This is a genomic window from Candidatus Aegiribacteria sp., assembly GCA_021108005.1.
GTDB lineage: Bacteria > Fermentibacterota > Fermentibacteria > Fermentibacterales > JCC-6 > Aegiribacteria.
This window is the reverse complement of record JAIORS010000200.1, coordinates 1-13073: the sequence shown is the minus strand read 5'-3', so window position 1 is coordinate 13073 and position 13073 is coordinate 1. Positions and strand designations below refer to the sequence as shown.

At 49.3% G+C, this 13073-nt stretch carries 8 protein-coding genes; 2 read left to right on the top strand and 6 right to left on the bottom strand.

Features of this window, described 5'->3' with window-relative positions; genetic code table 11:
• Positions 1 to 145: 145 nt before the first annotated feature.
• The 6 genes from K8S15_12585 to K8S15_12560 form a co-directional block, all read right to left on the bottom strand.
• Positions 146 to 3811 carry an FAD-dependent oxidoreductase gene (locus tag K8S15_12585; protein MCD4776873.1) on the bottom strand — a complete coding sequence of 1222 codons (3666 nt, stop codon included), beginning with the start codon at positions 3809 to 3811 and terminating at the stop codon, positions 146 to 148.
• Between the two features lie 9 nt (positions 3812 to 3820).
• Positions 3821 to 5602: an NADH-quinone oxidoreductase subunit NuoF gene (locus K8S15_12580; GenBank protein MCD4776872.1), complete on the bottom strand. Its 1782-nt coding sequence runs from the start codon at positions 5600 to 5602 to the stop codon at positions 3821 to 3823.
• Positions 5603 to 5656: 54 nt separating this feature from the next.
• The gene (gene nuoE / locus K8S15_12575; GenBank protein MCD4776871.1) at positions 5657 to 6163 is read right to left on the bottom strand and encodes an NADH-quinone oxidoreductase subunit NuoE; all 507 of its coding nucleotides are present in this window, start codon (positions 6161 to 6163) and stop codon (positions 5657 to 5659) included.
• A 99-nt stretch (positions 6164 to 6262) separates the two neighbouring features.
• On the bottom strand, positions 6263 to 7249 hold the full coding sequence (locus K8S15_12570) for a response regulator (protein ID MCD4776870.1): 987 nt from the start codon (positions 7247 to 7249) through the stop codon (positions 6263 to 6265).
• A gap of 85 nt (positions 7250 to 7334) precedes the next feature.
• Positions 7335 to 8798: an NADPH-dependent glutamate synthase gene (gltA, locus tag K8S15_12565; protein ID MCD4776869.1), complete on the bottom strand. Its 1464-nt coding sequence runs from the start codon at positions 8796 to 8798 to the stop codon at positions 7335 to 7337.
• On the bottom strand, positions 8795 to 9661 hold the full coding sequence (locus K8S15_12560; GenBank protein MCD4776868.1) for a sulfide/dihydroorotate dehydrogenase-like FAD/NAD-binding protein: 867 nt from the start codon (positions 9659 to 9661) through the stop codon (positions 8795 to 8797). The genes gltA and K8S15_12560 overlap by 4 nt, the downstream gene beginning before the upstream one ends.
• A gap of 257 nt (positions 9662 to 9918) precedes the next feature.
• Here K8S15_12560 and gdhA point away from each other — a divergent pair, with 257 nt between their 5' ends.
• Both gdhA and K8S15_12550 read left to right on the top strand, forming a co-directional pair.
• The gene (gene gdhA, locus K8S15_12555) at positions 9919 to 11271 is read left to right on the top strand and encodes an NADP-specific glutamate dehydrogenase (protein MCD4776867.1); all 1353 of its coding nucleotides are present in this window, start codon (positions 9919 to 9921) and stop codon (positions 11269 to 11271) included.
• A gap of 278 nt (positions 11272 to 11549) precedes the next feature.
• Entirely contained in the window at positions 11550 to 13004 is a 1455-nt protein-coding gene (locus tag K8S15_12550; GenBank protein MCD4776866.1) for a hypothetical protein, read from the top strand.
• Positions 13005 to 13073 lie beyond the last annotated feature (69 nt).

Here is a 13073-nt window from a genome sequence, read left to right as displayed (position 1 = left end):
AAAGAAACTTGCCTTCAAAACACCCAATGAAGTATTCTTCAACACAATTGAAAGGCTAACTGTTGCACTTGGAACTTGAATCCGGGGCTTTAAATTTGTTGTGACAGATTATTTGCGTTTTGCGAATAAAAAGCCTCCGTCCCTATTAAATTACTCGGAAGCGTTCGGTACCGATCTCCCGGATTTCCTTTCGATACTCCTGCGAATGGGTCATCGGAGGCTGGATTGACGATGCCTTCGCATCTGCCGAGACGGCAATCAGAGTTCCCTTTCCGTCCCAGTTCCTGTCCTCCCCCGTATTCCAGTAGAACCGTACAAGATCCCCTAGATTATCTCTTACAACTGTATCAATTTCCTCAATTGAAGAATCAACGCCGAATGCGTCCGCGAGTGCTTTAAGCACTTCCACCCCGTTTTTCCCGCATGGCGGTGACACGGTTTCAACGAACTCCTTAAGAACACCTTCGAAGTTGCATCTTGTCCCCGGCGTCTCCAGGAAGGTTGACCCGGGCAGTGTAACATCGGCGAATCTTGTGGTTTCAGTATCGGTCCAATCCATGGCCGCCAGGAAATCAACGTTCCCGAACCATGAACCGGTCCTGTTGTATTCAAGTGGATTCTCACCGATTATCAGAGCAGCCCTGAGCTTTCCATCCTCAAGCATCTGTCGAAGCTCCTGGCTTGTTGCGGCTCCGGGCAGTTCTTCCCCGGCAGGCACCCTTCCGGGGCGGAATGCGGGATCGGCTCCCATGACCTCAAGACCCGCACTGTTGGCGAGAAGCCTTGGAAGAAGCATATCGGAAACCATGCCGGCACCTCTCAGCAACAAAGTCAGGTCTGCAAAAATTTCCATGTCATCCGGAGAAGCATCCTGCGGTCTATCAGGACTATGAATGAAAACAACGTTACCCGAATAGCGTATCAGTTCGGCAGCTTCGTATATATCCGATTCTGAAACACCGGATCTGGCCGCCGCCATTTCAATGGAGACATCCCTGTCTACCAAGAACTTCCCGCCTCCATCAATATCCGCTGGAGAAACATCCCCATCATCAATGAGTACCTGCATTACAGCATTCCAGAAGATGGATGCCCTGCCCCTCATGGGATCTACTGCGAGGGTCGCTAGGTGTTGATCAGTCGTGTCCAGGCTAGAGTTCGATACTATAAGCTTCGCTCCGTCCCTGACTGCCTGAATGACATCCACAGCAAGTATCAGATGATCGGACTCAAGGGATGTGTTGTTGCAGATTATCAGGTCAGCGCATTCAAGACAGTTCCTGTCAGCTGTGGAAGCAGTGAATCCGAATGCCTGATCAAGCACGCCGGAACGGCCTCCTCCTGAGAGTATGGCAAGTGAACCTATGTTGTTCGTCCCGATACCTTCCCTGGATATCCTGCCTGCGACGTAGAGTTCCTCATTAGTAAGTTCGGGAGATACGAAGACGGCAACACTTTCAGGCCCGTATTCTTCCGCAGCATTCTTCAGTGAGTTCAGTATTCTGGTGTTAGCTTCCGAGAAATTCACCGAACTGTAGGAATATCCATCCTTCAAGGCTGGTCCCGTGAATCTGTCCTGTTTGATGAACAGTTCCTGGCCAAACCTGCCGTATCTGCATAGATAATCTCCCGGAATCCCTGACGAAGTTACAAAGTATCTGCCGTCGCCAAAAGATCTTACGGAAATTTCACAGCCAAGGGAACAGAAACCGCAGTGAGTCTTTACATCGTAAGTCTCAAGGCATGCTCTTCCAGGGAAGGGATACTTCACTGTAAGTGCTCCTGTCGGGCAGGCATCTATGCAGTTGCCACAACTGATACAACTTGTGGAAACAAGCGGATCATTCATGGCGGGGCGCATTTCAGTTCTGAAACCCCTTCCTACAAGCCCAAGTGCCGAGACAGGCAATATTCTATCGCATGTACGGACACATCTGGCACAGAGTATGCATTTGTTAGGATCGTATGAGATGTAAGGGTGGCGGTCATCCACCTTATGTTTTCTCACATAACCCTTGAAATGCTCCATATCCACGCCGTATTCCTCCGCGTACAGCCTCAGGTCACAATCATCGTACCTGACGCAGCCGCATGAAAGACATCTGTCACACTCATGATCGTTATCCTCGAGTTCGAACCCTGTTGAAACCTCAAGAAAACTGTTGCGGCGTTCATCAACATCGATAAGGTGTACTTCGTGACGTGGTGATTCTTTAACATCACCAAGTTCCGCGGTGCCTGGTTTGGACCAGAACTGCTTTCTCACCACAAAGGGTTCGACTTCAAGTTCCTCGTTCAAAAGCCAGGCTTTTATTGCCTTCGCTGCCTTCCGTCCGTCTCTAATGGCATCGATGGCGACAGTGGGGCCGTCGTCTGCGGCGTCACCGCCTGCAAACACACCCTCAACGTTGGTTTTCATTGTTCTGTAATCGATGATGTAGGTATTCCATCTCGTAAGGTCCAGTTCTTCGCTTTCTGTTTTCACCAGACCATCGAGAACCGTATTCTGACCGATAGCGGGAATCGCGAGGTCGCAGGGAAGATCGAATTCGGCGCCTTCAATAGGAACGGGGCGCCTTCTTCCAGAATCGTCAGGTTCGCCCAGCTTCATCCTCTGGCAATGGAGGGCAGTTATTCTGCCGTTCTCCTTTACAATGCCTGTGGGTGCGGCCAGCTCCATTATTTCTATGCCCTCTTCCAGACAATCTTCTATCTCCATTTTGTCCGCAGGCATTTCCGCTTTAGTCCTTCTGTACAGAACAATGACCTTGTCAGCGTTAAGCCTCCATGCGGTTCTGGCGGCATCCATAGCGGTATTACCGCCACCTACTACAACCACTGTTCCTGAAAGAGGCTCAGGGTTGTCAGCTTTCTCGACAAGAAAATCCGCTCCGGTAACAACACCGTAGGTATCAAATTCACCTTCAACACGCATGGGTTTTCCAGTCCATGCGCCGGGGCCTAAGAAGACCGCATCATGCTTATTTCTCAACTCATCAAGGGTTATATCTTCTCCCACTCTGACACCGCAATTTATCTCAGCACCAGCCCGGCAGATATACTCCACTTCCCTGTCAAGGATTTCGTCGGGTAGCCTGTACTCTGGAATACCGTAGCGAAGCATCCCTCCGGTACGCTCTTTTGACTCGTAAATAACGGACTTTATCCCGCTTCTGCCCAGGAACCAGGCAGCGGTGAGGCCAGCTGGTCCTGAGCCAATAATACCGACGGTTTTTCCTGTATCAGGCGCACACTCTGGCTCGGTTGCATACGCTTTCGGTGAATCGGTCAGGAATCTCTTGATGTTATTTATAGCTACAGGCGCATCAATATCCATTCTCCTGCATTCATCCTCGCATTTGCGTACACAGACCCGCCCGCATACGGCGGGAAGGGGGTTCCGCTCACGAATGAGATCAACAGCCTTCTGATACTGACCCATGGCTGACAGAGCGATGTATCCCTGGGCATCAACCCCGGCAGGACATCCCTCCATGCAGGGTGATATACAATCGGCGTAATGGTTGGAAAGCAGCAGTTCAAGGGCTGTCTTCCGCGATGCCATGATTCTTTCGTTCCTTGTTTCGATTTCCATATCGGGCGCAATACGGGTAGCGCATGCAGGAACCAGGTTGCCTCTACCCTTCACTTCAACAACACAGACGAAACAGGAACCGTAGGGTTCAAGCTCCTGCGAATGACAGAGTGTTGGAATTTCGTCCAGTCCACTTTCATGGACCACTTCAAGAATTGTCTTCCCCGGAGTGGCCTCGATTTCCTTACCGTTGATCAAAACTCTGATCTTATCCATTGGCCGCTCCTACCTTGTCTTTACAGCGCCAAAATTGCAGCTTGTCAGACACTTGCCACACTGGACGCAGATTTCACTGTCAATAACGTGTACTTCTTTTCTTTCACCTGAAATGGCATCGACCGGGCAGTTCTTCGCACAGAGAGTACAACCGACGCACTTATCAGCTACAATGTAGAATTCCACAAGGGCCTGGCATTCACCAGCGGGACACTTTCTGTCGTAAATGTGAGCCTTGTACTCGTCAAGATAGTAGCGGATCGTTGTCTGTACCGGGTTCGGAGCGGTCTGCCCCAATCCGCACAGGCTTGCTTCCTTTATCTGTACAGACAATTTCTCCAGTTTTTCAATATCCTCCGGCTCACCTTCCCCTCTGGTCAGCCTTTCAAGTATCTCAAGCATTCTCAGGGTTCCTATCCTGCAAAATGTACATTTCCCGCAGGATTCCTTCTGTGTGAAATCAAGGAAGAACCTTGCTATTTCAACCATGCAGGTGTCTTCATCCATAACGACCATGCCGCCGGAACCCATGATGGCTCCCGTGGCGGGGATGGATTCAAAATCAACAGGAGTATCCTTCATTGATGCGGGGATGCAGCCCCCCGATGGACCACCCATCTGAACAGCCTTGAATTCTTTCCCTTCCTTAATGCCTCCACCAATTTTGAAGACAAGATCCTCTATGGTAGTGCCCATGGGAACTTCTGCGAGCCCTCCGTGAATCACTTTCCCGGCAAGCGCAAACACTTTGGTTCCGGGGCTCTTTTCTGTTCCATACGATGAATAAGCTTCAGCTCCGTTGCATATTATCCAGGGGATGTTTGCAAATGTTTCTACATTGTTGTTATTGGTGGGTTTCTGCCACAGTCCCTTTTCGGCAGGAAAGGGAGGACGTATGCGGGGCATTCCCCGCTCCCCCTCGATAGAAGCGAACAGGGCTGTTTCCTCACCACAAACGAAAGCGCCTGCGCCCTGCTTTATCTTCAGGTCGAAATCGAAACCGGAATCCATAATGTTCGTTCCGAGATAACCCCGTTCCCTTGCTTCCGATATGGCAATTTCCAGTCGATGAATTGCCAGAGGGTACTCAGCTCTGCAATAGACATAGCCGAATGTCGCTCCAATAGCTCTGGCGCAGATTATCATGCCCTCAAGAACCGAATGAGGATCTCCTTCAAGAACGGATCTGTCCATGAACGCTCCGGGATCACCCTCATCAGCGTTGCAGACTACGTATTTCTGTTCTCCTTCGTTAGCAGCGGCAAATGACCACTTCAACCCTGTGGGAAATCCCGCCCCTCCGCGTCCGCGAAGGCCCGAATTCTTTATAGTCCGTATTATCTCTTCAGGGACCATTTCGTTGAGTGCTTTTCTTACTCCCTGATATCCCCCGGCGTCTTCGTAGTCCTTTATCGATTCCGGATTTATAACACCACAGTTACGAAGTACGATCCTTTCCTGCAGATCAAGGAATTCGCATTCGGTACCGTAGGTTTCCCCGTTGGGCTTACAGGCGTATACAAGGTTTTCATCATCTATTATTTCGTTACCCAGGATGTGTTTACTGAAAATCTCATCTGCAGACTCCTTGGTCACTCCGCCGTAGATTATCCTGTTGTTGCCTTCTCTTATTTCGACCAGAGGTTCCCGGTAACACATACCGATGCAGCCTGTTCTGGTGAGCATGCATACATCAGGATTCGCTTCCGCAAGCTCCTCCAGCCTGTCGTAAGTCTCTTGGGCTCCGGCGGATAAGCCGCAAGTACCCATTCCAACTACTATCTTCTTCATACATCGCTCCAGACATTTTTTACTATGGGAAAGTTCATCCAGTTACCTGCGGATTCAGGAAGCACCTGCAACAGAATCGGTTTTCTCAGCAGCCTTCTTCCTGTAGTTGCGAATAATCTTTCGAGCTGAGGCGGGGGTAAGACGTCCGTGCGTATCGTTGTTTATCATCATCACAGGGGCAAGTGAGCAGCACCCTATACACGCAACTGTATTCAGAGTGAATAATCCGTCTTCCGTAGTGTCGCCCACTTCGATGCCCAGTTCGTCCTCGATGGTCTCTCTTATCAGCTTGGCTCCCGATACATGGCATGCTGTTCCAGCGCATACTCTGATAACGTATTTACCCATGGGCAGAAGCCGGAACTGGCTGTAGAAAGTAATAACTCCGTAAATCTCGGATTCAGGTATGCCGGTTACGCCGGCTATGTAGTTGATAGCACGCCTGGGAATGTATCCGAAGTGTTCCTGGGCAGACTGCAGGAGAGGTATTAGCTCTCCGGGAGCACCATCGTATCTCCAAAGTCTGTAGCTGAAATTGTCGTGTTTTGCAGCCGTTTTCATCACTCCCTTCACGCATTCTGCTCCCGTTTTCAGCAGGAGCAGTATTCAGCGCGTATAACCAGGTCTAATAGTTAAATAAGTAAGATGTACCTTGTTGTATCAATCTTCTATAAGTTTTATCACTTTTGCTTCACGAACTCTGAGTACACCATCGATCTGACTGAGCTTTTCGATGATCCTGGGTGTTTTACCCATGGCGCCGTGGCCTGTGATCATTCCGACAAGCTTGCTTCCGTCTTCGATAACATCACAGAAAACCACTTCATCAATGAAAAATACTGTTGTAAATATCTGCTGAATCGCGTAGGGATCAATATCAACGATTATGTAACTCATGGTTCCCGGCTGCCTTCTGGCTTCCGCCTGGGCATCATGCTTTACTGCATGCTGATACGTTTCAATGAACTGGTCAACATCTCTATCGAGCTTGGGCCGTTCAACCTCAGACATGGAGACAACTTCGATTCCGTCCATACCCTTGATCCTGCTGAATATCTCCTGTATTTCAGAAGTAGAGGATGCCTGTACAAGCAGGATGATATCGAAATCTCCCCTGACCGCGTCACATGACAGAATGCCATCCATCTTGTAAAGGGAATCGTAAATCTCCATACTTCTTTCGGAATCTGTTATCTTAACGGTCAGATAACCACTTACAGACTCCCGCATTCCATCGTCGACCGGTTCTTCAGATGAAATTGTTGCAGTTCTGCCGGGGGATAGCTCCTCCAGGGCAGAGACCAGTTCAGATATCTCAAAGGGTTTGTCAAGGTATCCCGTATTATGCTCGGACAGGGCTGTCAGCATCAGTCTTTCATCGCCGAACCCTGTAATAACAAGAACAGGAAGATCAGGATACTGATTCTTTATAACCTTAAGTATTTTAAGACCGTCGATATCAGGCATGAATATATCCGTTACAAGATAATCGTACGCAATTCCTTTTTTTCTGGCCTGATTCAACTCATGAATCGCGGAAATACCGTCCGGACAGGCGACTACAGTGTATTCCTCCTGTGTAAGCCCTACGGTGAGGTTACGGCGAATCTCCGCCTCGTCATCGATAATAAGTACGCGGCCTTTCAATTGATGCCTCCTCTATTCAGCTTGGTTTATTAAGAATGGTGGAACGCTACGCACCACCGTCACCAAAGTCAAGAACATCACCTTCTCAGCGAACTTCCGCCATGCACAGATCCATTGCCTTGTCCAGATCAACCCAGCGTCCGGAGCTGAGGTAAAGGTTCATTGCTCTGGCTGCCCTCCGTCCGTGTCCCATGGCCAGGATTACTGTAGCTGCGCCCAGCACGATATCTCCTCCGGCGAATACACCCTGTACCGAAGTCTGACCGGTTATCTCGTTAACGACTATCCCACCCCATCTGGTTACTTCAAGGTCGGGGAAAGAGGCGGGAACCAGCGGGTTGGGACTGTTTCCGATGGCTACTATCAGCGCGTCGGTGTCCTCTATGAACTCACTTCCGTCTATCGGAACAGGCCGCCTTCTTCCAGATGAATCGGGTTCACCCAGCTCCATCTTGATAAGCTCTGCACCGCTTATCCATCCTTTTTCATCACCAACCAGCCGCACGGGGTTCTGGAGAAGATGGAATTCCACACCCTCCTGCTTCGCGTGATGGATCTCCTCCAGCCTGGCCGGCATCTGTTCCTCGGCCCTTCGATATACTATCAGCGATCTTTCAGCTCCCATTCTTAAAGCGGTTCGAGCACAGTCCATGGCAACGTTCCCGCCGCCAACTGTAATTACCTTTTTGCCCTTGACTATGGGTGTATCAGCCCGTGGAAAATCGTAAGCCTTCATCAGATTCGCGCGGGTGAGATATTCATTAGCTGAAAGCACTCCAAGAAGGTTCTCTCCGGAAACCCTCATAAACCTTGGAAGACCTGCGCCGGTTCCTATGAAAACGGCATCGAATTCATCAACAATTACTTCTACAGGGATAGTCTTTCCTATTACGTAGTTATACCGGAATTTCACCCCAAGACTTTCCAGATAATCAACTTCACTCTGCACTATTCTCTTTGGAAGCCTGAACTCCGGAATTCCATAGACCAGAACTCCTCCAGCCTTGTGAAGCGCTTCAAAAACCGTTACTTCATGACCGAATTTGACGAGATCTCCCGCGACAGTAAGACCGGCGGGACCCGCTCCGATAATTGCGACTTTTTTTCCTGAAGATTGTGCCGGGGGTGGAGTTTCAAATTCTCCATTTTCCCTTTCCCAGTCGGCGATGAACCGCTCAAGCTTGCCAATCATCACAGATTCACATGGATTCTTTCTGGCTTTTCCGATTGTACAAAAAAGCTGACACTGCTCCTCCTGTGGACAGACCCTTCCACACACTGCCGGGAGAAGGTTTTTCTCCTTCATTTTTCTGATAGCGCTCTTAAAATCACCAACTTCGATGAGCTTCAAAAACCCGGGAATATCGATCCCCACAGGACAGCCTTCAATACAGAAGGGTGTTTTACACTGGAGGCATCTTGCCGCTTCCAGCATAGCCATTTCGGGAGTGTATCCAAGGGGAACCTCATCGACGTTGTTTACCCTTACCGCCGGATCCTGCTCGGGCATTTCAACCGGAGGTATCTTCAGCCGATCCTTAACGTTCATCGTGAACCCCCTTCCAGTATACTGTCAAGCCTGCAGCCCACTTCAGAGGAATAACGTTCCAGTGCTTGCTTCTCTTCGGTTCTATAGGTGGATAGCCGGGTCATAAGTTCATCAAAATCAACCTTATGTCCATCGAATTCAGGCCCGTCAACACAGGCGAACTTAATCTCATCACCCACAGTTACTCTGCAGCAGCCGCACATCCCGGTTCCATCAACCATAATCGGATTAAGGCTGACGATAGTTGGAATGCTCAGTTCCTTAGTAAGCATGCAGACGAATTTCATCATTATCGGGGGTCCCATTGTTACACATTGATCGTAGTGTCCACCGGTATCCACGAGGTCCCTGATTGCATCGGTTACGAGACCCTTCCGGCCTTCCGAACCATCATCCGTGGTTATTATCAGATCGTGGCTTGCTTCCTTCATAAGGTCGGTAAGTATGAGCAGGTTGGAGGATCTTGCCCCAAGTATGCTGGTCACATGGTTACCGATATCCTTCATTGCCCGGGCTACAGGATAAAGGGGAGCGATACCAATCCCTCCTCCGACACAGAGGACCCTTCCGACTTTCTCTATATGTGTTGGTTCCCCCAGCGGCCCTGTAATTGTAGGTATGGAATCACCCACTTTCATCTGAGCCATCTGGAGGGTCGTTTTTCCTACAGCCTGCACGATGAGTGTTACACTGCCTTCATCAGTATCGACATCGGCTATGGTTATGGGAATTCTCTCCCCGTTCTCAGCTATCCGCACAATTACAAACTGGCCCGGTTTTCTGTATCTGGCTATATCAGGTGCCCGGAATCTATACATGTAGATGTCCGGTCCGAGTTTCTCTTTGTGCAGGATCTGGTACATATACAACCTCCATCTAACTGGTCAATGCAATTTATCAGATAATAGTTATTTAATAAGGGAAATGAATACTTGCATCACAATATCTCCATGGATTATCCCGGTCAAGTAGTCAGATTTTTCTGTGACGATAATACTACTTGACGAAGACCACTGTTAATCAGTAGGCTACTATTCCTTGTATGCGTATATGAATATCGTGAATAACCCAAATATCTTTTGTTCTAACTCTAAAAACCCTCGAAGGGAGGGATGGGCATATGCTCGAAGAACTGTACCAGAAGGTAGTTGAGAGGGACCCGGCACAGCCTGAGTTTCACCAGGCCGTACAGGAAGTCCTGGAATCACTCGAGGTAGTCCTAGAGAAGCATCCCGAGTACCGCAAGGCCAGAATTCCTGAAAGAATAGTAGAACCCGAGCGGGTAATCATGTTCAGGGTTCCCTGGGTTGATGATGACGGTGAAGTCCATGTTAACCGCGGTTTCAGAATTGAAATGAACAGCGCCATCGGACCCTACAAAGGTGGGCTTCGTTTTCACCCCTCAGTAAATCTCGGCATACTGAAATTCCTGGCTTTTGAACAGGTTTTCAAGAACGCCCTTACAACCATCCCTATGGGCGGCGGTAAAGGCGGATCGGACTTCGACCCCAAAGGCAAGTCAGACCTTGAAGTAATGCGGTTCTGCCAGAGTTTCATGTCCGAGCTTTTCCGTCACATCGGGCCCAGCACAGATGTCCCTGCTGGTGATATAGGTGTAGGCGGTCGTGAGATAGGTTTCCTCTTCGGCCAGTACAAGAAACTGAAAAACGAGTGGAGCGGTGTTCTCACCGGCAAGGGTCTTCAGTACGGCGGAAGTCTGATAAGACCTGAAGCAACCGGATACGGCGCTGTATACTTCGGCGAAGAGATGCTTAAAACCCGTGGTGATAACTATGAAGGTAAAGTATGCCTTGTTTCCGGTTCAGGAAACGTCGCCCAGTACGCAACCGAAAAACTCACCGAACTCGGCGCCAAGGTTGTAACTCAGTCTGATTCCAGCGGATATATCTACGACGAAGAGGGTATCGATGCTGAGAAGCTTGCCTATATCATGGATCTCAAGAACAACCGCAGAGGCAGAATCAAGGAATACGCAGAGAAGTACCCAAGCGCCGTATACACCGCTGTTGATCCTGCACTTGACTACAATCCCCTCTGGAACCACAAGGCCGATTGCGCGTTCCCAAGCGCTACCCAGAACGAAATCAATACGAAGGACGCACAGAATCTTGTGAACAACGGCGTTTTCCTTGTCTCCGAAGGCGCCAACATGCCTACGGTTCCCGATGGAGTTAACATATTCATCGAGAATAAAATCCTCTACGGTCCGGGTAAAGCTGCAAACGCAGGCGGCGTAGCTACTTCCGGTCTTGAAATGGCGCAGAACGCCACCTTCTCAACCTGGAGCCGAAAAGAAGTCGACACAAAACTTCATAACATCATGATCAGCATTCACGCCCAGGCGAAAGCGGCAGCTGAAATGTATGGAGAACCTGATAACTACGTTCTCGGCGCGAACGCAGCCGGATTCCGTAAAGTCGCGGATGCCATGATGGCTCAGGGTGTTGTGTAGAGATACTTCGAAATAACGAATGGAAGGGCTCCCGACTAACCGGGAGCCTTTTTCATATCAAGTCGGACAGCGCATGAACTGTAACCAGAAGCGTTATAGAGGATCTTTTCCTGAGAGAGAGGCGCAATCTGCGGTGCAGTTCAAAGCAGCTACACGTCATCCATGGAATTGACCGGGCAGAGTAGCAGATAGTATCATCAGTTCAGTTTGAAAATTGTAGGTAACGAGAAACAGAAGTGCCAACTTCCTGTTCGTTGAGGAATGGAGTTGATCTAACCGTGAAATATTTCGTACTTGCTGCTGGATTCGTGTTTATTTTCTGTACAAGGAGCTTGAACGCCCAGTCTCCTGATACCGCATGGACGAAAACTATCGGGGGTACTGATTACGATCTTGGCTACTCCGTCCAGCAGACAAACGACGGGGGTTACATCATCGCGGGATATACTGAATCTTACGGTGCAGGCGATTATGATGTCTATCTTATAAAGACGGACTCCAGTGGAGACACTCTGTGGACAAGAACCTTCGGGGGTACTGAATATGATCCTGGTTTCTCCGTCCAGCAGACAACCGATGGTGGCTACGTCGTTGCGGGTTCCACGAATTCCTACGGTGGCAGCTCTGACATCTATCTGATAAAAACGGATTCCGGTGGAGATACTACCTGGACGAGGGCTTTCGGTGGTACAGATTACGATGCTGGCTATTTTGTCCAGCAGACCAACGACGAGGGCTACATTATCACGGGATTAACTTTGTCCTACGGCGCAGGCGGCGCTGATGTTTACCTTATAAAAACGGACTCCAGTGGAGATACCCTCTGGACGAAAACCTTCGGAGGGTATGAATGGGAATATGGCTTCTCCGTACAACAGACAATCGACGATGGCTACATCGTTACAGGGTTCACGGATTCCTACGGTGCAGGTGTCGATGATGTCTACCTTATAAAGACAGATCTCAATGGTGATACCCTCTGGACGAGAACCTATGGAGGTTACAATCACGATGCCGGGTATTTTGCCCAACAGACAGCCGACGGGGGATACATCGTTGCGGGAACAACAGAATCCTACGGCTCAGGCGGGGAGGATGTATATCTTATAAAGACGAACTCCGGTGGAGATGCGATGTGGACGAAAATCATCGGAGGTACTGAATACGATGGCGGCCACTCCATTCAGCAGACAATTGATGGGGGTTACATTGTCGCTGGATATACTCAATCCTACGGCTCAGGCGGTTCTGATGTCTACCTAATAAAGACTGACTCCAGCGGAGATACGCTCTGGACAAAAACCATTGGAGGCATTCAAAATGACACTGGAGAATTTATCCGGCAGACCGCTGATGCCGGATACATTGTCATTGGATCTACCGTATCTTACGGTGCAGGCTACTCTGACATCTATCTTATAAAGCTGGAACCTGAAACTGGAATTGAATTGGAAGCCGTGGAAAATCCTCTGGTCGCTCTGGAATCGATCGACCCGAATCCATTTTCATCTGATTTGAGCATTACTTGCAGTATACCGGATCAGACAAGAGTTGAACTGGCGATATTCGATCTCTCCGGAAGACTGGTCGAGGAGCTGATAAATGACCAGCTTCCAGCTGGATCACATACTTCGATGTGGAGTCCATCACAGGATATGCCAAATGGCTGCTATCTGGTTGTACTTGATGCCGCTGGACATCATGAAGTCGGGAAATGTCTCAAGCTGAACTGACTCTCAATATTGATCATTGGAATGATCACGCTCTTCCCGGTCAATGTAATGATTGTAAACTTGATAAAA